The sequence below is a fragment of the Chitinophaga sp. G7 BAM 1005 genome, from assembly GCF_057126945.1.
The window spans coordinates 2943154-2965797 of sequence record NZ_CP181478.1; the positions used below are offsets into that span (position 1 = coordinate 2943154).

Genomic DNA, 22644 nt, shown 5'->3' on the forward strand with positions numbered 1-22644 from the left:
GCGCTATATATTGGTTGATTGGGAGATTGGAGGGGTTTCCGATCACTACAGGGACCCTTTATGTGCCGGGCATTGTTTCCGTCTATCTTATCCTGATTTGCTTGCCGGACATAGCCAGTAACCACCTGTCACAATCCCTTTTGCAATTGTTCCCAGCTGTCTTAGCTTTAGCCTGTTCTTATTCCTCATACCCCTCATCTGCCAGATCTTCGTTCGGGATTATTACAGGTATCGTATTTCATTTATTTAAATCTACCAATCATGTTAAAAGCTGTTCTCATGGCCACATTGCTGGCTACCGGCACACCTGTGTCTGCCGCTGAACCTGAAGTTACCACCCTCATTTTTGTGAACGCTGCAGAAATGGAGTCATCCCCATCAGCAGATCCCGGCCTCAGTGCCACAGGGCAGGAACAGGCCACTCAGCTGGCATCTTCCCTGGAAGGAACGGAGATTGCTGCCATCTACACCACCTATCTGAACCGCGCCGTGCAAACGGTTACCCCGCTCTCCAAGGCGCATCAGCAGCAGCTGGACTACTTCCGGTTAAACGGTGATCCGGAGCAAACCACCGCCACTCTTAAAGACATGATAAAGAAAAATAAGGGTAAAACGATTGTTATCTGCAGTGTTCCTGAAAATATTACTGCTATGTTACAGCATGCAGGCGTAAAGGGCAAAACCATGAAAACGCTGTATGATAAAGGGGCCGGGCAGGTTTTAGTGGTGAAACACAGTGGCAATAACACGGCAGTAGCACAAAAGTTGAATATGAATATTCAAAAAAAAGTCTAATATTTATATTCTGAAGAGTTTCTGATGGCTTCCCGCCATTTTTAACTTTTCTCATAAGCATGGTTTCCGTTTAACGAAAAGCGGGGTTCTCTAACCTCGCTACTATTTTTAAAACCTTGCTGCCGTCGGTGTATGTAGAGAAAAGCAACGCAGGTTGCTGAAACGTTTTTGACACGTAGTAATTTTATCAACCGCTTTTAAAAATCTGATCGGGTAGCATCTCCTGTCACGAAAATTAAAAGCTCCGGGGCAAGCGCCTCGGAGCTGGATGATCCGGAAAAATTTACAGTAAAAATATTGTTGTCAGCTATCCGTATTGGGGTATTTGTACCTGCAAACGGATAGCTGATTTATTTGCGTCAGAGATCAAATTTGATGCCCTGCGCCAGTGGGAGACTGTTGGAATAGTTGATGGTATTGGTTTGCCGGCGCATATAAGCTCTCCATGCGTCAGAACCACTTTCACGGCCACCGCCGGTTTCTTTTTCACCGCCAAAAGCGCCGCCTATTTCAGCGCCGGATGTGCCGATATTTACATTGGCAATACCACAATCAGATCCTGCATTTGAAAGGAACTGTTCTGCTTCGCGGAGGTTCAGCGTCATGATGGCGGAGGAAAGCCCCTGCGGCACATCATTCTGCATAGCAATGGCTTCGGCCAGCGTGGTGTATTTCATGACGTACAAAATAGGCGCAAAGGTTTCATGCTGTACGATGGCGTAAGTGTTTTCCACCGCTGCAATGCAGGGTTTCACATAGCATCCGGATTCGTAACCCGGGCCGGACAATACCCCACCTTCCACGAGGAAGGAACCGCCCTGTTGCTTTACCTGTTCTATTGAGCTGAGATAAGCATCCACAGCGGCTTTGTCGATCAACGGGCCTACGTGGTTGTGCTGATCCAGCGGATTGCCGATACGCAACTGTGCATATGCTTTTACCAGCCGCGCGGTAAACGCATCATACACGCTTTCGTGGATGATGAGCCTGCGGGTAGAAGTGCAACGCTGCCCGGCGGTACCTACCGCGCCAAACACGGCGCCAATGAGCGACATATCCAGGTCGGCATCCTGTGAAATAATGATGGCGTTGTTGCCGCCCAATTCCAGCAGGGAGCGTCCTAAACGTTCGCCTACGGCAGCTCCCACGGCTTTACCCATCCGGGTAGAGCCGGTGGCGGAAACCAGCGGAATACGTTTGTCGTGCGCCATCCATTCACCAGCATCACGGTTACCGGTTACCAGGCACGAAACGCCCTCCGGTACCTTGTTGGCGGCGAATACATTGGCTACTATATGCTGACAGGCCAATGCCGTAACAGGTGTTTTTTCAGAAGGCTTCCAGATACATACGTTTCCGCAAACCCATGCCAGCATGGAGTTCCAGCTCCAAACTGCTACGGGGAAGTTAAAGGCGGAAATAATACCGGTGATACCCAGCGGATGCCACTGCTCATACATACGGTGGCCCGGACGCTCGGAGTGCATCGTTAATCCATGCAGCTGCCTGGAGAGGCCTACGGCAAAGTCGCAGATGTCGATCATCTCCTGTACTTCTCCATATCCTTCCTGCAAACTCTTTCCCATTTCATAGGATACCAGTTTACCAAGATGCTCTTTATGTTCACGGAGCGCTACCCCGATCTGTCGTACTATTTCGCCTCTTTTGGGCGCCGGCCATGTGCGCCATTCTTTGAAAGCCTCCTGGGCCACGGCTACTACCTGGTCATAATCTTCCCGGTTAGCGCTTCTGACGGTAATAATCTTCTTATTATTTACCGGCGAAACCGAGGTGATTTCCTCGCCGTGAGCCGGCAACCAGTGGGTTCCCGTGCTGATACCACTTTGTGCCGCTGTGATGCCAAATGCTTTTAAGATGTCTTCCATTGTTGGTGTATTAATAAACTAAATTAGGAACTTTTTTTTGTTTGGGCGGCGTAGGTGCTTTCAAAGATCTTATCGGCATTGCCGGCTTCAAAACCTTCCCTGCGGTGTTCCCTGCATATTTCACCGGCAGGTAAATGCGCAAATGCAGGGAGCACCTTTCTTTCGGCAAACTCCACATAGGAGCCGGCAATGGGGAATTCTTCCCCGCCTGAAAAAGTAGCGGTGATCATTCCCGCTACCGTGGCGCTTTGCAGCAGCCTGCCATCCGGGCTGGTTTTAATTTTACCACCGGAGTCATTGAGATGAAAACCATGTTTCTCCAGGAACTGGTTGAAATCGGCCACTGTATTATATCCCGGGGGAAGATTATGTACGCTTACGGTAAAGTGATTAAGGTAATAGCGGTTGTAGATCACCCAGGCAGCATACTCACTCTCCGCGGCCAGCATTTTGTAGTCGGCCAGGGTAGGGGTTTGCCACAGGGCACTGTGAAGGAAAGCATCTACCGCCTTGCTGTTGTCGAGGTCCAATGCATTTACCGGATCAGACTTTACTTCATCCGTATAATGATGGATGATGGTTTGTGCGGCGGTACTCAATTCGGGCACACGCAGCTCACTGATAAAGATACGCGGGTATTGCGGTTCCGGCGGAGCATACCACCACGCATCCAGCTTCTTGGCGGGGAAGTGATACTTATCCATTTTCGTATAGCCGTAATGGAGAAATATCTTCTCGAGCGACTGTACCCCGAGCTGTGGTACGCCCATTGTGCGGAAGGCGATATGGTCATTCTCTATATCGTCTGCCTGCGTAATAATGCCTTCCTTTATCATGGCGGCGATAACGGCTCCAACATCCGGAACCCTTTGCTGATAGCGCTCCATCAGCCCGTCTAAAACATCTTTTAACATGACATACAGCTTTTAGGGCTAGTTATAATATACCGCAAAGCGGTTGTTGATCAGGTCATTAAATGCTACGTCTTCCTGGCGCACAAAACCATTGGCTGGCAGCAGTCCTTTTGCATGCAGGTCTATCACTGCACAGGCCGCGCCGGCAGTGGTAAGTTGTATGGCGGTAAAGTCCCTGCCAGACACCGCCTGGTTATAGATCTTGCGTGAATAGGAGCGTTGCACAGAGCGGCCGTTCACCATTCCCGATACAGATACAAAAACCAATACCACATCCTGCTGGGTGAAAGGTATGCTATCTTCCATAATCTCCTTCAGCATTTCTCTTTTTTTATTGAGTTTCAGCTCATTCAAAAGTATTTTCATCAGTTGGCAGTGGCCCGGATAACGTACTGTTTTGTAATCCAGATTGTACACTTTATGGTCCAGGATTTCAGCGAGGGCTCCCAGTCCGCCGGAGGTATTAAATGCCTCATATTCCACGCCATCAAGGGCAAAGCGCTCATATCCCTCCATTGGCATTACTTCTTTGCGTTCGCCTTCGTGAATGGCATCGCAGGGGTTGCAGTATTCGTTGATCAGCCCATCGGTGCTCCAGGTGAGGTTATACATGAGGCTGTTGGTAGGAAACTGTGGCAACGCGCCTACACGGAGGCGAACAGCGTCCAGCGTATCAAACTGTTTGGCAATATCGTGGGCGGCAATGCTGATAAAACCCGGCGCCAGTCCGCATTGTGGCATGAAGCTTACATTGGCTTGCGCGGCTATTTCGCGGATAGCATTGGTAGTAGCTACATCTTCTGTTAAATCAAAATAGTGGGTGTTGGCTTTGGCTGCTGCGGCAGCAATTTTTACGTTCAGAAAGAAGGGGCAGGCGCTCAGCACCATGTCCTGTTCCTGTAATGCCTGCTGAAGCGAGGTGGCATTGTTTACGTCCAGTACTGTTTTGCGGATACGGGTGTCGGTGCATTTCTGCAGCAGGGCGTCGTTGCTGTCGGCCAGCGTTACTTCATAGTCGCCGGACTGTTGCAGTAAGAAGGCAGCGGTTTCGCCGATCTTACCGGCGCCAATAATCATTACACGTTTCATAATCTGTTTGGAATTATAGTGAAGAGAGAAGCATATTTTGCTTCCGGAATAAATAATAATAAATGACGCTTCCCATAACTACGTATACCCATTACTGTTATACACGAACCTATGCATTTGCAGATGGATTGAAAACAAACCAATGCAAATCATCTGTTGTGATGAAAGCCAGTATTGCAGATACAATAGCATTACAAACCGCTAAGCGGCGCTGCAGGAAAGGAAAAGAAGGGAAGTGCTACCTATGGCACATGGGAGCAGGTGCTCCGCAGATAGGAGAGTAAAGAGAGTTGTATGTTTAACAGGTAGTTCATTCAACTTATAAAGTGCGAGGCGAATATAGGGAATTTATATCAAATACAAATGACGAATTTGTATGGAGATAATGATCTCTCTACAAATCCGTCATTCTTATTAATTAATCAGTATTGTTCATTTTCATTCGGGAAATCTTTGGATTTTACATCATTGATGTATGCCTGGGTGGCGCCAAAGATCTGGCTGTAAAGGTCGAGATAACGACGGAGGAAACGTGGTTTGAACTCCTTATTAATGCCGAGCATATCGTGCATTACCAGTACCTGCCCATCCACATACCTGCCTGCACCGATGCCGATGATCGGAATTTCCACGGTTTCGGCAACGATCTTCGCCAATGATGCCGGGATCTTTTCCAGTACAATGGCAAAGCAGCCGGCTTCCTGCAACAGTCTCGCATCGTTGATCAACTTATTGGCTTCTGCTTCTTCGGTAGCGCGTACAGCGTAGGTGCCAAATTTATAAATCGACTGGGGCGTAAGTCCCAGATGGCCCATTACCGGAACACCGGCGGAGATAATACGTTTTACAGATTCAATGATTTCTTCGCCTCCTTCAATTTTGATACCGTGGGCGCCTGTTTCTTTCATAATACGGATGGCAGATCCAAGCGCCTCCTTGGAGTTCCCCTGGTAGGAGCCAAAGGGCAGATCCACGATTACAAAGCAGCGTTTAATAGCCCTGACCACGGAAGCGGCATGATAGATCATCTGGTCCAGCGTAATTGGGAGGGTGGTTTCATGACCAGCCATTACATTGGATGCGGAATCTCCCACCAGCAGGATATCAATACCTGCATCATCAAAAATGCGGGCCATAGAATAATCATACGCAGTAAGCATGGAGATCTTTTCCCCGTCTACTTTCATCTTCTGCAGTGTATGCGTAGTGACACGCTTTATTTCTTTATTCACAGACATAAGCAGTGAGCTTTTAGCATTTAGCTGTTAGCAATAACCGCAAAGGTGGTAATATAAAAAGATAAAAGAAAATGTTTTTTATGTACGGCCGGGGATCAGGAACTCACGGCGATTTCCTCATAAAGGGCATGAATAAGGCCATCTGCAAGCCCTATCTTGGGTACATATATTTCCGGCGTATCTGCCCAGCGCATAATATTTACATAGATCTGCAGGGCAGGAACAATCACGTCGGCGCGGTCTTCCCGCAGCCCGTACAGGTGAATGCGTTCTTCCACCGTAAAGGCGCTGAACTCCTTATAATAGTCTTTCAGCGTATCCAGTGAAAGGGGCTTGCCTTCTTTTCGTTTGGAGAGAGAGAATATTTTATTGATGTTACCGCCGGAGCCGATCGCAATCACGGCGCCGATGGCTTTGAGGTGTTGTTTCAGGAAGTCTTTCAGCTGCTGCCAGTGCGCGTCGGTAACCTGTTGCTGTAACAGCCGGATAGTGCCTATATTAAAGGATTCTTTAAAGATCTGTTTGCCCGCGCTGAAAAGGGTGATTTCTGTGCTGCCGCCGCCTACATCGATGTAGAGGTACGACTTTGTTTTATCCATGTTTTCAGCCACATGGTTTTCGTAAATAAAGGCAGCTTCTTCCTGGCCAGTAATGATCTGTATATCAATGCCGGTTTGTGCTTTTACTTCCTGCAGGATACCCACACCGTTGCTGGCGTCGCGCATGGCAGAGGTGGCGCATGCCTTGAGATATTTCACTTCGTATACATCCAGCAGCAGTTTATAGGCCCGGATGGTATCAATAAGATGTGTGGCCTTTTTGTCTGAGATAACCTGGTTGTTAAATACATCAAAACCCAGCCGTAACGGTACTCTTACCAGGTTTAACTTGGTAAAGTCCATTACGCCTGCACTATTCGGCGATGCTTCAGAGATGAGCAATCTGGCAGCATTGGAGCCTATATCAATCGCAGCTAATTTCATCTGTCAGTCGTTAGATCAAAAGGGCAAAAGTATAACTTTTTAAAGTTAATGGTATTCTTTTTCGTGAAGGTATTTATAGATCTCTATCTGTGTACGGATCTTTTTATCACCGGCTTTCTTGTATTCATTTTTCTGTTCGTTGTCCAGTATACGGGCTTTTACATTACCGCTGAGCTGAATATTCATGATGTCTATCAGTTCCCTGCGTATAGCCGGGTCCGTTATGGGAGCAGCCGCCTCCACGCGGTGATCGAGGTTCCGGATCATCCAGTCGCATGAAGCAATGTATACCTTTTCCTGTCCCCCGTGGTGAAAAATAAATACGCGGGCGTGTTCCAGGTATTCATCCACGATGCTCACTGCGGTGATATTCTTTTTCCACTTTTTATTTTCCGTATAGGCGCAACAGATACCTCTTATCACCATCTTCACTTCCACGCCGGCTTTCGCGGCTTCATACAGTTTGGCGATCAGGGCGGCATCAGAAAGTGAATTCATTTTAATGGTGATAGCCGCTTTCCTTTTATGTTTCGCATTCTTGATTTCCCGGTCCATCAGGCGGAGGAAGGTATCGCGCATGTTAAACGGGCTAACCGGGAGGGTTTTGCAGCCCTGCAGGATTTTGATATCATGACGCACGTTTTCCAGGTAGGAAAAGATGCGGTTCATATCGGCAATGATAGCGCGGTTGGTGGTGAGCAGGCAGTGATCGCCGTATACCCTTGCCGTTCTTTCGTTGAGATTCCCGGTGCTTATAAAGCCGCATTGCAGCGTTTTGGTACCGATCCGTTTTTTGATCACGCAAAGTTTGGCGTGGATCTTCATATTCGGGATGCCCAGTAATACTTTCACGCCTTCCTCTTCCAGTCTTGATTTCCAGTCGAGATTGGCGGCTTCATCAAAGCGTGCACGCAGCTCCAGTACTACGGTTACCTGTTTACCATTACGTACGGCATTCACCAGCGCATTCACTATTTTGGAATTACGGGCAAGCCTGTACGCAGTTATTTTTATGGAAGATACATTCGGATCTATCGCGGCTTCCCTCAGCAGGTCGATGATGGTATCAAACGAGTGATAGGGGAAGTGCAGCATTACATCCTGCTGTTGTATGACATGCATTACGCTGGGTGCATTAACAAACAGTGGATGGGTAAACGTTTTACGGTGTAAATGAGGCGGGAAGATGGATTCCGGGAAATCCATAAAGTCTTTGAAGTTATGGATCCGGGCGCCGGGGATCAGGTTATCCTTTCCGGAGAGGCCCTGTCTGCGCATAAGATATTCCAGCAACAGCGGGTCTATGTCCTTGTCATATACAAACCGTACCGGCTTGCCTTTACGACGGTCTTTCAGTCCTTTTTCAATCTGGTGAATAAGGCTGTCAGAAATATCGTTATCAATATCCAGTTCCGCATCGCGTGTTACTTTGATGATGTGTGCAGAAAATTTATCGTAACCGAAATAGGAAAAGATATTGGGTAAGCAGAAGCGTACCAGGTCTTCCAGCAGGATGATATCATGTTCTCCGGGTTTGGAGGGCAGGATAATAAAGCGTGGAAGTACGGTGGTAGGTATTTCTATGAGTGCAAATTTTTGTCGTACAGAATTATCCTGGCGGGCCAGTACAATAGCCAGGTAAATAGATTTATCACGCAGGATAGGGAATTGTTGTATGCTTTCAATCATCAGGGGAATGATGTTGGTGCGTACCTGTTCATTGAAGTAGTTGAGTACAAATTTCTGTTGCTCGCGGTTAAGCTGCTTTTCCGTTCGCATGAAGATGTGCTGGGCTTCCAGTTCTTCCGCAATATCTTTCCACACCAGGTCAAACTCGCGTTGTTGCTCAATTACACGGGCCTGTATTTCGTCCAGTATTTTATCAGGATTTTCTTCGAGATGCATTTTTCCGGCTTTACCGAAAGACATCATGCGTTTGAGGGTAGCTACTCTTACCCTGAAAAATTCATCGAGGTTGTTGGAAAAGATGCCTAAGAAGCGGATACGCTCAAGCAATGGAACGGTTTTGTCTGCTGCCTCCTGTAAAACCCTGGCATTAAAAGAAAGCCAGCTGATATCCCTGGCAATCAATTTCTTTTTCTCTGTAAGGGGCTTCCTGGTTGTTTTCTTTGGTATTGTTACTTCGGGCATTGTCATAATATCAAGGTTCTCTCCATTCGGCAAACGCATACGAACTTATTTACATTCAAAAAAATCACATCGTCTAAACCACGATGATACAGCTTTCACTTTAATTGAAGTATTAAATTAAAGTTAAAGAAAATTGGGGAGATCGCCTTCGGCGATTGTAAATTGTCCTGGAGCAGGATTACACTGATTTAGGGATTTGATCATTTGGATTTATAAAGGATTAAGGGAGATATAAGCGGGTATATTCGCTCTTATCTCCCTTGATCATTATAAAAATCAAAAGTAATCAATCAAAAAAATCAGTATAATCAGTGTAATCCTGCTCCAGGACAATTTCCATCGCCGAAGGCGATCCCTCCGCTCTACCCGCGCGCCGGCAGCTTTTTGTTGTATATCGGCAACGCCACCAGGCTGATGAAGCCGAGCAGGATCACGAGCACGGTTTGGGCCACCCAGATGATCCAGCCAAAGGCAAAGCCGATAACCAGGGGGATGCCGTACAGCTCCAGTGATTTCTGTACCAGGGGCTGGTAAGCGCCAATACCGCCGGGGGTAACGATCATGCCTACACTACCAATCATCAGTACGGCGAGAGCGGCGCTGATGCCCAGGTGACTGGTTTCTTTCAGGCAGAAGAACCCGATGTATACCTGCGACAGGTAGCAGGACCAGATCAACACCGTATGTACCAGGAACCAGCCTTTATTTTCCATTTTGCCGATAGAAAGAATGCCTTCCATGATACCTCTTGCAAGATTTTTAATGGTGATAGCTACTTTGGACCTGGCAAATTTTTTCAGCAGCCAGAGTAAAAGCAGTATTACGCCGGCGAGTATCACAACGCCTATCAGCAGCTGGATACCATTGGCGTGTGCTATTTTATTGGATACCGGTACAAAGATCGATTCATTGACATAGGAGCCCAGAACATCCAGCTGGGTCAATACGGTGAGGGCCATGAGCAGAAGCAGGCAAACCATATCTACCGCGCGTTCCGCGATCATGGTGCCTACCAGTTTGTCGGCCGGTACTTTTTCATATTGGGCCAGTATCCCGCAGCGGGTTACTTCTCCTAGGCGGGGTACCGCGAGGTTGGCGAGGTACCCCACCATCACCGCAAAAAAGGTATTCAGGGTGGTGGGCTGATGGCCCAGTGGTTTCATCAGCAGTTTCCATCTTATGGCCCTGAACCAGTGACTGGCAATACCGATGGTCATGGTGGGTATGAGCAGCCAGTAATTGGCTTTACGGAAAGCGGTGTTGATCTGTTCCCATTGTTCTGTTGTGATGTCTTTGGTAAAAAGCCATATCAACAGCACCCCAATGCCGAAAAAGCAAATAAACTTAATGACGTTCTTAAGCATTTTGGGCATGATCCAAAGTTATTTTAGGGCGTTAGTTAAAAACAGGTACAGATACGGGTTTACAGTTTATTTCCTTCTTTGGGGAAAATGGCAATAGGCGTATATTTTTTCGCTTCTTCAAAATCCATAGTGGCATAGGAAATAATAATTACTATATCACCTGGGGCAACAAGACGGGCAGCGGGACCATTCATACAGATCACACCTGAACCACGTTTTCCTTTGATCACATAGGTTTCCAGGCGTTCTCCGTTATTTACGTTTAATACCTGCACTTTTTCATATTCGATTAAACCAGCGGCGTCCATAAGGTCTTCGTCAATCGTAATACTTCCAACATATTGCAGATTGGCTTCCGTCACAACCGCGCGGTGAATCTTACACTTTAAAATTTCGATTTGCATAATTTATACTGGCTTAGCGCTATAGAGCGTTTGCAAAGCTAGGAAAAAAATACGGAAGATCGAACAGGGGATGCAGCAGTAATGCAGTGCCTGCTGCATCCCTTGCGGGATAAGGTTAGAGACTGCCCTGCAGTATCATATTATCGATGAGCCGGACGCCATCCAGCCAGGCAGCAACGGCAACAACTACCGTGGCGTTTCCGGGAGGCTGATCCAGGTGAATGAGGGTATCATTATCCAGCTGGAGGATATCCACGTATTCCGGTTCAAAGCCTTGTTTTTTGAGTGCATCAAAAGCTTCATGGGCGCCTTCCATAAAGTGGAGACCTTTCCCGAAGTTGTTTTTTATATGAAGAAGGGCCTGGTAGATCCCCACTGCTTTTTTCCGGGCGGCGGGAGAGAGGCGCGCATTGCGGCTGCTCATGGCCAAACCGTCTTTTTCCCTTTCGGTAGGACACACCACCAGCTTTACCGGCGAATGGGTTATTGCGAGGAGCCGGCGGATGATAAGACATTGCTGCAGATCTTTTTGTCCCATAAAAAGCTGGTCAGGTTGCACAATATCCAGTAACTTGTGTACAATACGACCCACGCCCTGAAAATGCCCTGGGCGGAATTTACCTTCAAGGATTGTTTCCAGGTCGCCGAAGTCATAATGCAGATCGCTTTCCAGGCCTCCGGGATACATTTCCTCTACGGATGGCAAAAAAAGTATATCTGTCGACGCATTATTTAATTTTTTTATATCCTCTTCTATTGTGATGGGATATTTTTCAAAATCTTTTGGATCATTAAACTGAGTTGGATTGACAAAGATGCTGCAAACGACCACATCATTTTTTTGCCGGGTTGCCTGAATAAGTGACAGGTGACCGGCATGGAGGGCTCCCATAGTGGGCACAAAACCAATGCTTTTGTTGCTTTTTCTTACCAGGTCCAGGTGCTTCTTCAGGTCTGCGCTGCGCTTAAATAGATACATAAATCATTGCTTAAAAGGATGTTAAAACTGACAGATTGACCAATATTCCGTAAAAAATCCGTAATTTTGCAAGCCAAATTAAAAATTACTGCATTAATAATCAGCGTTAAATGTCCACAAAGAAAAGAATTCTTTTTATTGCCCAAGAGATGTCGCCGTACCTGGAATTGAGTGATTACGCGGCAATGGTCAATAAAATGGCAATTAAGTCCAATGAGGCTGGCCTGGAAGTGAGAGTGATCATGCCTAGATTTGGAATTATTAATGAGAGAAGACACCGTTTGCACGAGGTCGTAAGATTGTCGGGGATCAACATTGTGATTGACGGGGATGATTACCCGTTGATTATCAAGGTGGCTTCGCTTCCAAACGCCCGGTTGCAGGTTTACTTCCTGGATAATGAAGATTATTTTAAGCGTAAAACTGTGTTTGCCGATGAAAACGAAGAGTTTTTTGACGACAACGCAGCGAGAGCTGTCTTCTTTTGTAAAGGAGCCCTGGAAACGGTGAAAAAGTTCGGATGGCCTCCGGACATCATTCATTGCAGTGGCTGGATGACCTCTCTGATACCTATGTATCTGAAAACGGCTTACAAAAAAGAGCCTGTCTTTGCCAATTCAAAGATCATATATTCGCTGACTCCCAATACGTTCAAGGAAAAGTTAGGCACTACCTTTGTTAAGAAGGCCACAATCAGTAACCAGATCAAGGAAAAAGATATGGAACTGTTTAAGGAAGGTACCAACACTGCACTGAACAGGGGAGCGGCAAAATACGCGGACGCGGTTGTACTGGCCGGTGATAAACTGGAAAAGAAAGTAGTGGACGAAGTGAAAGCGGAAAAAGGAAAGATCATTCTGCCGTTTAAAAAAGACAACGATGATCTGGGCGATTACCTGCAATTGTATAATCAACTGCTGGGTAAATAGCGATCAAGTCCACCTTTAAAGCGTAGTTGAAGCGTATTTAAAGCATATTTAAAGCATGTTCGGGCAGTAAAACCAATACTCACTAACAACATAACGCGTGAAGATCAATTTCAGGAACCTTAGCTTCTTAGCTACCTATATTACTCTGCTGTACGGAGCAACCGGTTGTAACAAATCCACTATCCTGGGAAGTGGTCTAATTCCTCCCGGCGATTTTGTGAATGCACAGGACACAACGCTCACCGGTATTATTGCCAACAATATACTCCGGTATGATTCCTCTATTTTAAACGGACAAAACGCCTATAATAAAATCCTGGGATCTGTTACCACCGACCCTGTTTTTGGCAGAACTCACGCTTTCGTATACACGCAGGTGTCGTTACCCAAAAGCGCCTTTACCTTTGAAGGTACCGGTCAAACACTGGATTCTGTTGTATTGTCGCTGAGCTATAGCGGCTATACCGGTGATTCTTCCTCGCCTCAAACCTTCCGGGTGTACCGGATGGCTGAAACCGGGTTCACCATTGACTCCAGCTACGCTTATAACAAAGCTTTGGCTTATAACCCGGGAGAGTTACTGGGTACCGCTACCGTTACGCCACTGTCGCTCCGCGATTCCGTAAGCATTTACGGCACGAAGGAAACCGCCCAGCTGCGTATTAAACTGAGCACCGCTTTTGGTAATCAGCTGCTGAGCCAGAAGTCTGATGGCGCCTTTGCCACAGATTCTTCCTTCCGCGCCTACCTGAAAGGGTTTGCCATTGTACCGGATACTAATCTCGGTACCAACAGGAACATGATCTACCTGAACCTGAACAATACCAATACCAAACTGACGGTGTTCTACAAAAACACCACAGACGATTCGCTCCGGGCTACCATGTCGTTCGATCAGTATGCCAGCGCCCATGCCAATTACTTCACCCGTAATTACAATGGCTCGCAGGCTGCCAGGTTTATCAATACCAACAACCCGAACGGGGATAGTATCCTCTTCCTGAACGCCGCACCGGGGCTGTTTACCAATCTGACTATACCCGGTCTGGAAAACTTCCCGAATGTACTGATCAATAAAGCAGAACTGGTAATTACACAAATAACTTCCGGCCCAAGCGATATGAATAATATATTTATTGAACCAGGAAGCTTATCTTTACGCCAGTATACAAACGGTGATACCACCAAGATCCCCGCAGACTATTATACAGGTGGAGGCGCAGCCTATTTTGGCGGCACCCGCCAGGTGATTACCAACTTTGGAGGCGTACAGGTGGTGCAATACACCTTTAACCTCGCCAATACCATGCAGCGGTTTATCAGGAAACTGGATACCAACAAGGGTTTCAGGCTTGAAGGATATTCGCCGTTGTACATGGATCTGAATCGTGTGAAAGTCGGTGGTAGTAATCTGTCACAGTATAATATCAAGCTCAGAATTATTTACACTAAACCATAAAACTACTAATCCCAGTTTTTTATGCCTTATTTATTTACATCTGAATCCGTTTCAGAAGGACATCCTGATAAAATAGCTGATCAGATCTCTGACGCTTTGATCGACAACTTTCTGGCATACGATGCAAAATCTAAAGTAGCTTGTGAAACGCTTGTAACTACCGGCCAGGTTGTTTTGGCAGGAGAGGTGAAATCAGAGGCATATCTCGATGTGCAGGACATTGCGAGAGAAGTAATCCGTAAAATTGGTTACACCAAGAGTGAATACATGTTTGAAGCGAATTCCTGTGGAATTCTTTCTGCCATTCATGAACAATCTCCGGATATCAACCAGGGCGTTGACCGTAAATCTCCGGAAGAACAAGGTGCAGGAGATCAGGGGATGATGTTTGGTTATGCTACCCGCGAAACAGAAAACTACATGCCGCTGGCACTGGATCTGGCACACAAACTGTTGCTGGAACTAGCTGTACTCCGTCGTGAAAATAAAGAAATAAAGTACCTGCGTCCGGATGCCAAATCCCAGGTAACTATCGAGTATTCTGACGATAATAAACCGGTAAGAATTGATTCTATCGTGATTTCTACCCAGCACGATGATTTCGACCAGGACGAGAAAATGCTGGCAAAGATCAAGGAAGATATGATCAATATCCTGATCCCCCGCGTAAAAGCACAGCTGAAACCGGAACTGCAAAAACTGTTTGATGGCTTCAACATCAGTCACCATATCAACCCAACCGGTAAATTTGTAATCGGTGGTCCTCACGGTGATACCGGCTTAACCGGCCGCAAAATCATCGTAGACACCTACGGTGGTAAAGGTGCTCACGGTGGTGGCGCTTTCTCCGGTAAAGATCCTTCCAAAGTAGACCGTTCCGCTGCTTATGCAACCCGTCATATCGCCAAAAACATGGTGGCTGCAGGTGTGTGCGACGAAATACTGGTACAGGTTTCCTACGCCATTGGTGTGGCTAAACCCTGCGGTATTTATGTAAACACCAACGGTACCTCCAAAGTGAAACTGAAAGATGGCGAGATTGCAAAGAAGATTGAAGAGATCTTTGACCTGCGTCCTTATGCAATCGAGCAAAGACTGAAGCTGCGCAACCCTATCTACAGCGAAACTGCTGCTTATGGTCATATGGGCCGCGAATCTAAAGTGGTTACCAAAGTCTTCAATAAAGGCAAGAAACACGAGAAGAGTGTGGAAGTTGAGCTGTTTACATGGGAGAAGCTGGATTACGTTGATAAAGTAAAAGCAGCTTTCGGGTTATAGTCATTCCGGAAACATATATATAATTTAATTACAACCTGGCCGTTTCAACTATTGAGACGGCTTTTTTGTTTAGAGCCTGTACCTTTTTATTCATTTGTGCTTCATTTTATCACATTTTCAGAATGTGGAAAAGTTTTTCATTTTTTTTATAAAAAGTTCAAAAAAAGTTACATATTACTATTTATTTTACATCATATTTAATAGTAATATTATTGATTGGCCTACGTTTGAGGACTGGCAAGCGCATTATCGGCTCGGTCCATTTGGGATTAAATGCATAAAGACATCAGTTGGTTTCCTGAAATCCGTTATAACTCATAAAGCCCCATTTCAGGCGCATAATATTTCGCCAGGGACGTCCGTTTAGATGCTGTTTTATATCCAAAATTCTGGATATTCGCAGCCATAAATTAAAATGGACCGTTTAAATTGTTTCCGGAGACAATTGTATGCAGTGCATTATTTTTTGAATGACCGAATCCATATCACTTGAATCAATTTGCAATTTACCAATGGGTAATTGTGAGCTTTTTATTGAAACCATATAATATCTGAAAAACCATGAGGCACTACATTACCGCACGATTGTCTATGTTTACATTCGTATCCGTTGCTCTGGCTTTAGTCATCACAACTGAAAGTTGCAATAAGGATCAATTAAGCCAGGTACTACCGGAAAATAATCCAACTGAAACTGCTGCAAAGCCCCCTGTTGGCGGGAAGCAATACACGCTTGTTCCCGACAAAGACGGGAGATTGGTTGTAGATGGGAGCATCTACAAAGCCGGAGAAATTCTGAATCTGAAAGGAACATTTTCTGCTATCGTTTTTAATAACCTGAAAGGCGCTTCAGGCAGCCCTATCATTGTTAAAAACGCCAGTGGCACCGTAGTTAAAATAGGTAATCCATCCTGGAGCGGTGGTTCCTGGTCTACAGCCATCAGTTTTGTGAACTGCCATTACGTGAAAGCGGGTGGTGAAAAATCAAAATCTGAGTTTGTAGTAGAAGGAAGTACCCAGGCAGGCAGAGAAGCATATTTTAATTTTACGCTCAGCAAGCACACCGATAATTTTGAGATTGCCAATGTTACCATACGCAACGGCGGTACAGGGATATGGGCTAAAACAGACCCGGTAAAGGGCGATGTAAGCACACAGTACCCTAATTCCTATATGGACAACCTGCTGATTCACGACGTGGCTATCAGCGGTACCAACAACGAAGCATTCTATATTGGTCATACTGCCCTTTACTGGAACCTCACTGCTAATGCTCCTTATTATGGTGCTCCTTCAGGATTCACCAGCGGACAGGAGTATGTGCAGCCCATTAAATGGCGCAATGTAAAGATCTATAACAATAGTGTTTCAAATGGTGGTGCAGATGGCATCCAGACTGCCGCCATCGACAAGCTGGAAATATATGGCAATACCGTTACTAGCTGGGGCGGCCAGCATAATTCAGGTCATAACGGCGGCATCCTGATCGGCGGCCGTACCACCAACACCAACGTGCACGACAACTATGTACACGACGGATGGGGTGAACTGATCCAGTTTTACGGATCAGGCGAAAATGGCGCCACACACATTATCCATAACAACCTGTTGAGAGATAACCAGGGAGATGGCGTGAGCCTGAGAGGAACCGACAAGGCAGTGGTGCAGATCACCAACAACACTATTGCAAGAACCGGCGGCGTGTCTCTCCGTGTTAACGGCTATTTCGGTCAGACTGCTGCGCAGATCGTGAAAGATAACGCGTTCATTCAACCACGTGTAAGTGGCGGTACAATTGTTCCTAACGCCTACATATACACTGAAAATGGTGCAGCTGTTACAGAAGGAACCGGCACAGAAGCCAATTCCAAATTTGCAACAGTGGCGGATGCTGGTGTGGACACCAACAATTTCTATCAGCCTAAATCCGGTTCAGCGTTGCTGACCACGGGCTATAGAACAAACTAATCCGGACGATTCAGCAATATGCTATAATGAAACAGCCGCCTTGGTTATCCGGGCGGCTGTTTTCTTTTTTACCGGGCATTACTTTTTTCCTTCAAGATACTTCCACATCATTTCATTCACCTTCTGTGGTTGCTCGTAATGGGGCATATGCCCGGCACTGTCTACTTCATGTACTTCTAAAGTTGGGTATAAAGCAGTATAAGAACTTAATTTTTCTTTTGAGAAAAAGGGGTCTTGTTTACCATAGATGAGTAATATTTTTCCGGCTGGTATTTTCTCCAGTAAATAAAGCTGGCTTTGATTCAGCATGTTCATCCAGGACGACAGCGTGATACGCTTATATCCCCTGAAATTTATAAAATATTTTAACCGCTCCGCGTAGCTGTTAAACAGCGGCTGGTTGACGAATTCTTTCCGTTGGTTCTCCACTGAGCGGGGATACCAGTAGCCACTCATTAAAATATCTCTCATTACCGGGATCCGCAACAACCTGCTGGGCTGAAGGTCACCACTGGCAGCTGGCCCCAGCAATATAACCTGTTTCACACGCTCCGGGTGGCCAGCAGCATAATCCAGCCCGATAGGCGCTCCCATTGACATTGCGATCATATCGAATGGCTGGCGGAGCTGTAACGTGTCCAGCAAAGCGATCAGTTGCTTCCGGTACAGGCTAAGGTCATACACCGTTTCCGGCCGGTCGGAATAGCCCCTGCCGTATAGATCATAAGAAAGCACCCGGTAGCCTTTGGACAGGAGATAGGGGATATTATATTTCCATACTTCCATACCACTGCAGCCACCTCCGTGGATCAATACCAGCAACCGGGCGGTATCGGGGCCATACAGGCTGTAATGTACATTTCCCTGTTCCAGACGGATGAACTGCCCCGGCGCAGATTTGCGTGTGTGCTCATTAAGAGGCGCGGTTTCCTGCCCGTGTTTAATGAACAGGAAAGCCGCTATCAGCAGCAATAGAATGCCACTCGCCAGTGATAGTATCCATTTCGTGACCCTGGGCATACAGGGTTATCTTTTAAATTGCAGCAGCCACTCATAAATATTCATACCATCTTCCCGGTAGGAAGGGTTGTAATATCGTTCCCAACAGCAGTGTTTATGATCCCCGATGCTCAGTTTGGTCAGCCCCGGTTTGTATTTGTTCGTGCTATCTGCATAAAGTTTACAGTTGCCAAGAAACACCGGTTCTTCACGGCCGCCGAAATACCATACGTGAATATTGTTCTGGGCAGTTACCTGGAAACTTTTCAGGTTCTCTGCATCAATAGTGGCAGGAGACATGTTCACAGCTGCCGCCACCCGCTTTGCCATCTTTTTATCGGTTACAGCCATCGCAACAGACCATCCGCCCGCACTGTACCCGGTGATGTAAATACGGGAAGAGTCGATCGGGTATTTTTTCAATACATCCGTAATCGCCGCATCCAGGTGTTCCGGACCCAGTGACCAACTGGTAGCCAGCGGCGCCATTACAATAAACTCATATTTTTTGCCATCTACTTTATTAACGGCATCAATATTCTTTCCTTCGTGCATTTGCCTCGCCACACCCTGTCTGAAGATTTTAGTAATATCAGTACCGGCGATACTTCTGCCGTGGAGGCAAATAAGTAACGGGTATCTTTTCCCGCCTTTCAGATTGTCCGGTAGTTTCAGGAGCGCTGGAATGTGGTGCCAGGGCGTAATCTGTACCTCAATCTGTTTGAATGGTTTCAGGTCCTGTGCAGACAATAACGCCGTCTGCAACATAAACGTGATAATAAGAAATACTCTCATCCTTGATTTTATTTTCAGTAATCCGCCTTGCAGGCTACCATGTTCACAAACCTCTGTATTATAAATGAAGCAATACTTCTTCCAGCGAAGTGCCGATAATTGATTCCAGTACCAGCTTCGATTGTTTTACTTCTCTTTCCAGGTTTACTTTACGCACCATTTCTGCATTATAAATACGGTAAGCATCATTCAAACCTTCCACAGCAGTGTTTTGATCTCCTTTTGAGAAACGCTGCTCCACTTGTTTGTAATGATTGTAGGAGTCTTCCAGCAGGGGGAGTTGCAGTTCATACAGTTGTTTGTTTGCTGCATAGTCTTCGTAGGCGCGCAATACAGCCGATTTCAAAGCAAGCTTTTCACCTTCTTTCTGTTGTTCGAATACTTTCCCGTTTGCCTTCGCAGTTTTAACTTCGTTAGGAATGCTGATCAAATGTCCAAGTGGCACATTGATACCAAAGTTGTACCTGGGGTACAATGTATTGTTGCTGGTGGTACCGCTTCCTTTAATGGTGAATTCATTCAGGTTACCGGAAGCAACGATCATATCCAGCCAGCCGGCTTTAGCCCTGTTTTCGTCGTATTTTGTAATCTGTTTTTTTATGTCCAATGCTTTGATCTGGGGATTTTCCATCGCAAGCTCCACCAGTCTTGCTTTTAACCTGACCACTGTTGGCTGATCTGCAGGCAGGCGCAGCACAATACTGGTGTCGGCTCTTTGCGCCTTTGCCACTGTACCTGTTAATGCTACTAATAAAAAGAATAGTACTCGTTTCATGTTGTGATATTTGGAGATGATAATAAATATTTTAATTTTATAGAGATGCCGTTGAGGGCATAGTAAAGCAGGGCTGATTCAATAAGGCCGGATGATTCCTGTGCATAAATACTTACTACCAGGGCGAACATCACACAAAGGATGACCAGTGTAAATTGCTTTTCCACTTCTGTTCTGCTGGCAAAATAATTGGCGACCATATATTGCATCACCAGGTAGATATTTACCATGATGAGCAGTAAGCCGATCCATCCCTGTTCGAGGGCGGTACGTAAATAACCGCTGTCGGGCGGAAAGCCATCCAGTTCACTGCCGGAACCCGGTTCGCAGCTGAGGAACCCGCCACCGATAGGATGGCTGTATATGTAAGGTTGTATACGATGCCTGTTCACTTCCCGCACATTCAGGGAGGCATCTTCTGAACCGGAGAAGGCAGTCCTCATCCTGATAACAGTGGAATTACCGTGAAACGGACCAAACATCAATACCAGGAAAGCAAATACAAATACCAGTGCACCTATTACGGTATTCCTGTTCCGCAGGTTTACGAACAGCATCATGATCAGTCCCATTGGAACCATGATGTAAGCCGTACGGGTACCGGAGAATCCCAGTGCCATAAACTGAAGCGCCAGTGATATCAGCAGGAACACTTTTTTTGATGCAGATATCATTTTATTCGAGCTGGTCAGCAATACAATATTTATAATACAGCCGCAGGCCATGATAACACCAAATACAGCGGGATCCGACACAAAGGAGAAATTACGGATGCCGGTGAGGATGATTACTGTTTTGAATTTCTCCGGGTATTTGGCGATGTATGCTTTTTCAAATGGCATTAATCCAAACCATTGCTGAATACACGCATAAAAGGCCGCAATCGTAAGTATGATGATCCAGAATTTCAGGAATACTTTCAGGTCATTCATGTTACGGATCATTTTCATGACCAGGTACATAAAGATCATATTGCGGACAAATACCCGCGCAAAGGTGGTCCAGCCATGCCGGTCGAAAACAAACGCAGGATTGAAAAACTGCAGCAACACGTAGCCTCCGTAAATGTAAAAGGTGATCAGCACAGGATCCCGGAGGAAGTCTACTTTCTTAATACTGTCGTCTCCTGCCTTTAGCAAACTGCCCAGTAACGTGATTAACAGAATGGCATCTATCAATACGCCCACGGGTATTTCCGTGCCGGACATTCTTTCAAGCAAACGTACTGTCAGTGCTACCGTACAGGAGATAAAATAACCTGCGCGGTAATTCAGAATGGAAATCGCAGCAATAGTGGTTCCTATCACCAGCCCGATGAGCAACGCAATGTATTTTATCTCCTGGGCGCTGATATAAGCTATAGCCGGAATCAGCAGTACCCAACCGATAATAACAAATATATTGAAGATATTTTTTTTCGCAATTTCCACTTATGTCAATTTATAAGAATACTATTTTAACAGCCATAGCGATAATAGTAAGCGCTATAAAGATGAGGATCAGCATCTGATGGAGATGTTGGTCTATCGGCTTTTTCTTTGGTTGTACTTTCATATAAAATTATGCGTCATTATTTTTCCTTTTGAACGGCTTATACCGAACTTTCCTGTAAAGAGGAACCCGCATCCTATTTTTACCAGTAAACGGTAAGCAATAATCGAAAGCAGGATAGCGGATGGTATACAGATCAGCAGCAATACTATTCCGTTGGTAATTCCGATACCCAGCAGCATTGCCCGCAATGCCGCAAAAACAGTAATATGCAGCAGATAGATGTATAGAGAATAATGGCCGGTTACGCTCAGGAACTGCAGCTTCTGCAGCTTTGCGAGCCAGGATGCCAGCATTATTACAAACAAACAGCCATTAAGCGCAATGATCATTAACAGGTACAGGTTCATTTGCTGATGATACAGGTAATACCATTGCAGGGCACAAAACACCGGTGTCAGCACGAGCAGGTTTACCGGGTTGGATAACTGCTGTTGTGTTTGCGCACGGAAAAAGTATGCTGCAGTAATATCGCCGATCGCAAAGTAGATGTAGTGTAGCGCAATATCATAAAGCGCACTGTAGCTTTGCACATAGGGCGCTACACCCAGCAGTAGCAGCCCTATCACCAGTCGCCAGCCCTTTTTCTTTTTGATCAGCAGGGATGTCAGCAGGTATAATATAGTTACGTTGAATAACGCAAACAGGTACCACAGCTGATCCAGCGTTCTTGGCTGGAGCAGGATATTCAGAAAATCTCTTCCCGACCGTTCTGCGTTTGAATAATCTGAAAATAAAATCTGTAAACTGATTTGTATTATTGCCCAAAGTATATAGGGATATAATAGCGTATTGATCTTTGATATTCCAAAGCTTACGGCGCCTCTTTTAGCAACACTTCTGCTGAAAAAAAATCCGGAAAGCAGGAAAAATAATGGCATCCTGAAACTGTAAAGCATATCGTTTGTTGCCAGTACCTCTTTTGGAAGAGATACGCCCCGCGCTACCAGACCGTATGCCAGATGACGGTAAACCACCAGTACAATGGCTATTCCCTTGGCATAATCGATCCAGGCGTAACGCGAATCATTTTTTTCGGGCCGCAAACTAAATATGTCTTTTAAGATCCGTTGATACATGTTTTAAA

General features: G+C 46.0%; 20 protein-coding genes. 6 read left to right on the forward strand and 14 right to left on the reverse strand.

Annotation, left to right across the window (positions count from 1 at the left end):
- Window positions 1-261 precede the first annotated feature (261 nt).
- Window positions 262-795, forward strand: a complete 534-nt coding sequence (locus ACMXI2_RS11625; RefSeq protein ID WP_483781753.1) for a phosphoglycerate mutase family protein — start codon at window positions 262-264, stop codon at window positions 793-795.
- Window positions 796-1154: 359 nt separating this feature from the next.
- Here ACMXI2_RS11625 and amaB read toward each other — a convergent pair whose 3' ends face one another.
- From amaB to ACMXI2_RS11640, 3 genes are read right to left on the reverse strand one after another with little or no spacing between them, the layout of a single operon-like run.
- A complete protein-coding gene (amaB, locus tag ACMXI2_RS11630) occupies window positions 1155-2681 on the reverse strand; it encodes an L-piperidine-6-carboxylate dehydrogenase (RefSeq protein WP_483781754.1) in 1527 nt (508 codons plus the stop codon).
- Between the two features lie 23 nt (window positions 2682-2704).
- Window positions 2705-3595: a 2-oxoadipate dioxygenase/decarboxylase family protein gene (locus ACMXI2_RS11635; protein WP_483781755.1), complete on the reverse strand. Its 891-nt coding sequence runs from the start codon at window positions 3593-3595 to the stop codon at window positions 2705-2707.
- Window positions 3596-3613: 18 nt separating this feature from the next.
- Complete coding sequence (locus ACMXI2_RS11640; RefSeq protein ID WP_483781756.1) at window positions 3614-4684, reverse strand: saccharopine dehydrogenase family protein; 1071 nt, start codon at window positions 4682-4684, stop codon at window positions 3614-3616.
- Between the two features lie 62 nt (window positions 4685-4746).
- Here ACMXI2_RS11640 and ACMXI2_RS11645 point away from each other — a divergent pair, with 62 nt between their 5' ends.
- A complete protein-coding gene (locus tag ACMXI2_RS11645) occupies window positions 4747-4968 on the forward strand; it encodes a hypothetical protein (RefSeq protein ID WP_483781757.1) in 222 nt (73 codons plus the stop codon).
- Between the two features lie 138 nt (window positions 4969-5106).
- Here the strand turns inward: ACMXI2_RS11645 and panB are convergent, their stop codons facing one another.
- From panB to panC, 6 genes are all read right to left on the reverse strand, one after another.
- Window positions 5107-5922 (reverse strand): 3-methyl-2-oxobutanoate hydroxymethyltransferase, encoded by an 816-nt coding sequence (gene panB, locus ACMXI2_RS11650; protein ID WP_483781758.1) that lies wholly within the window; start codon window positions 5920-5922, stop codon window positions 5107-5109.
- 95 nt (window positions 5923-6017) lie between these two features.
- Window positions 6018-6905, reverse strand: coding sequence for a Ppx/GppA phosphatase family protein (locus tag ACMXI2_RS11655; RefSeq protein ID WP_483781759.1), 888 nt, complete (start codon window positions 6903-6905; stop codon window positions 6018-6020).
- Between the two features lie 45 nt (window positions 6906-6950).
- Window positions 6951-9095 carry a polyphosphate kinase 1 gene (gene ppk1 / locus ACMXI2_RS11660; protein ID WP_483781760.1) on the reverse strand — a complete coding sequence of 715 codons (2145 nt, stop codon included), beginning with the start codon at window positions 9093-9095 and terminating at the stop codon, window positions 6951-6953.
- Window positions 9096-9418: 323 nt separating this feature from the next.
- Complete coding sequence (locus ACMXI2_RS11665) at window positions 9419-10429, reverse strand: lysylphosphatidylglycerol synthase transmembrane domain-containing protein (RefSeq protein WP_483781761.1); 1011 nt, start codon at window positions 10427-10429, stop codon at window positions 9419-9421.
- 50 nt (window positions 10430-10479) lie between these two features.
- Window positions 10480-10824: an aspartate 1-decarboxylase gene (gene panD, locus ACMXI2_RS11670; RefSeq protein WP_133811105.1), complete on the reverse strand. Its 345-nt coding sequence runs from the start codon at window positions 10822-10824 to the stop codon at window positions 10480-10482.
- A 115-nt stretch (window positions 10825-10939) separates the two neighbouring features.
- Window positions 10940-11803, reverse strand: a complete 864-nt coding sequence (gene panC, locus ACMXI2_RS11675) for a pantoate--beta-alanine ligase (RefSeq protein ID WP_483781762.1) — start codon at window positions 11801-11803, stop codon at window positions 10940-10942.
- Between the two features lie 110 nt (window positions 11804-11913).
- Between panC and ACMXI2_RS11680 the strand changes: the two genes are divergently transcribed.
- The 4 genes from ACMXI2_RS11680 to ACMXI2_RS11695 all read left to right on the forward strand — a co-directional run bounded on the left by ACMXI2_RS11680 (window position 11914) and on the right by ACMXI2_RS11695 (window position 17437).
- Window positions 11914-12732, forward strand: coding sequence for a glycogen/starch synthase (locus tag ACMXI2_RS11680; RefSeq protein WP_079467430.1), 819 nt, complete (start codon window positions 11914-11916; stop codon window positions 12730-12732).
- A 97-nt stretch (window positions 12733-12829) separates the two neighbouring features.
- The gene (locus tag ACMXI2_RS11685) at window positions 12830-14191 is read left to right on the forward strand and encodes a DUF4270 family protein (RefSeq protein WP_483781763.1); all 1362 of its coding nucleotides are present in this window, start codon (window positions 12830-12832) and stop codon (window positions 14189-14191) included.
- Window positions 14192-14212: 21 nt separating this feature from the next.
- The gene (metK, locus tag ACMXI2_RS11690; RefSeq protein ID WP_483781764.1) at window positions 14213-15469 is read left to right on the forward strand and encodes a methionine adenosyltransferase; all 1257 of its coding nucleotides are present in this window, start codon (window positions 14213-14215) and stop codon (window positions 15467-15469) included.
- A gap of 561 nt (window positions 15470-16030) precedes the next feature.
- The gene (locus ACMXI2_RS11695; RefSeq protein ID WP_483781765.1) at window positions 16031-17437 is read left to right on the forward strand and encodes a right-handed parallel beta-helix repeat-containing protein; all 1407 of its coding nucleotides are present in this window, start codon (window positions 16031-16033) and stop codon (window positions 17435-17437) included.
- 78 nt (window positions 17438-17515) lie between these two features.
- Here ACMXI2_RS11695 and ACMXI2_RS11700 read toward each other — a convergent pair whose 3' ends face one another.
- The 5 genes from ACMXI2_RS11700 to ACMXI2_RS11720 form a co-directional block, all read right to left on the reverse strand.
- Window positions 17516-18457 (reverse strand): alpha/beta fold hydrolase, encoded by a 942-nt coding sequence (locus ACMXI2_RS11700; protein WP_483781766.1) that lies wholly within the window; start codon window positions 18455-18457, stop codon window positions 17516-17518.
- A 6-nt stretch (window positions 18458-18463) separates the two neighbouring features.
- A complete protein-coding gene (locus ACMXI2_RS11705) occupies window positions 18464-19231 on the reverse strand; it encodes a carboxylesterase family protein (protein ID WP_483781767.1) in 768 nt (255 codons plus the stop codon).
- A gap of 58 nt (window positions 19232-19289) precedes the next feature.
- Window positions 19290-20006: a TolC family protein gene (locus ACMXI2_RS11710; RefSeq protein WP_483781768.1), complete on the reverse strand. Its 717-nt coding sequence runs from the start codon at window positions 20004-20006 to the stop codon at window positions 19290-19292.
- Window positions 20003-21436 carry an O-antigen ligase family protein gene (locus ACMXI2_RS11715; RefSeq protein ID WP_483781769.1) on the reverse strand — a complete coding sequence of 478 codons (1434 nt, stop codon included), beginning with the start codon at window positions 21434-21436 and terminating at the stop codon, window positions 20003-20005. The genes ACMXI2_RS11710 and ACMXI2_RS11715 overlap by 4 nt, the downstream gene beginning before the upstream one ends.
- Before the next feature lie 120 nt (window positions 21437-21556).
- Window positions 21557-22636 carry an acyltransferase family protein gene (locus tag ACMXI2_RS11720; protein ID WP_483781770.1) on the reverse strand — a complete coding sequence of 360 codons (1080 nt, stop codon included), beginning with the start codon at window positions 22634-22636 and terminating at the stop codon, window positions 21557-21559.
- Between the last annotated feature and the right edge of the window lie 8 nt (window positions 22637-22644).

Bases quoted from the DNA above. Each gene is read 5' to 3' on its own strand.
- ACMXI2_RS11625 (WP_483781753.1), top strand. From the start codon at position 262: ATGTTAAAAGCTGTTCTCATGGCCACATTGCTGGCTACCGGCACACCT.
- amaB (WP_483781754.1), bottom strand. From the start codon at position 2,681: ATGGAAGACATCTTAAAAGCATTTGGCATCACAGCGGCACAAAGTGGT.
- ACMXI2_RS11635 (WP_483781755.1), bottom strand. From the start codon at position 3,595: ATGTTAAAAGATGTTTTAGACGGGCTGATGGAGCGCTATCAGCAAAGG.
- ACMXI2_RS11640 (WP_483781756.1), bottom strand. From the start codon at position 4,684: ATGAAACGTGTAATGATTATTGGCGCCGGTAAGATCGGCGAAACCGCT.
- ACMXI2_RS11645 (WP_483781757.1), top strand. From the start codon at position 4,747: ATGACGCTTCCCATAACTACGTATACCCATTACTGTTATACACGAACC.
- panB (WP_483781758.1), bottom strand. From the start codon at position 5,922: ATGTCTGTGAATAAAGAAATAAAGCGTGTCACTACGCATACACTGCAG.
- ACMXI2_RS11655 (WP_483781759.1), bottom strand. From the start codon at position 6,905: ATGAAATTAGCTGCGATTGATATAGGCTCCAATGCTGCCAGATTGCTC.
- ppk1 (WP_483781760.1), bottom strand. From the start codon at position 9,095: ATGCGTTTGCCGAATGGAGAGAACCTTGATATTATGACAATGCCCGAA.
- ACMXI2_RS11665 (WP_483781761.1), bottom strand. From the start codon at position 10,429: ATGCCCAAAATGCTTAAGAACGTCATTAAGTTTATTTGCTTTTTCGGC.
- panD (WP_133811105.1), bottom strand. From the start codon at position 10,824: ATGCAAATCGAAATTTTAAAGTGTAAGATTCACCGCGCGGTTGTGACG.
- panC (WP_483781762.1), bottom strand. From the start codon at position 11,803: ATGTATCTATTTAAGCGCAGCGCAGACCTGAAGAAGCACCTGGACCTG.
- ACMXI2_RS11680 (WP_079467430.1), top strand. From the start codon at position 11,914: ATGTCCACAAAGAAAAGAATTCTTTTTATTGCCCAAGAGATGTCGCCG.
- metK (WP_483781764.1), top strand. From the start codon at position 14,213: ATGCCTTATTTATTTACATCTGAATCCGTTTCAGAAGGACATCCTGAT.
- ACMXI2_RS11695 (WP_483781765.1), top strand. From the start codon at position 16,031: ATGAGGCACTACATTACCGCACGATTGTCTATGTTTACATTCGTATCC.
- ACMXI2_RS11700 (WP_483781766.1), bottom strand. From the start codon at position 18,457: ATGCCCAGGGTCACGAAATGGATACTATCACTGGCGAGTGGCATTCTA.
- ACMXI2_RS11705 (WP_483781767.1), bottom strand. From the start codon at position 19,231: ATGAGAGTATTTCTTATTATCACGTTTATGTTGCAGACGGCGTTATTG.
- ACMXI2_RS11710 (WP_483781768.1), bottom strand. From the start codon at position 20,006: ATGAAACGAGTACTATTCTTTTTATTAGTAGCATTAACAGGTACAGTG.
- ACMXI2_RS11720 (WP_483781770.1), bottom strand. From the start codon at position 22,636: ATGTATCAACGGATCTTAAAAGACATATTTAGTTTGCGGCCCGAAAAA.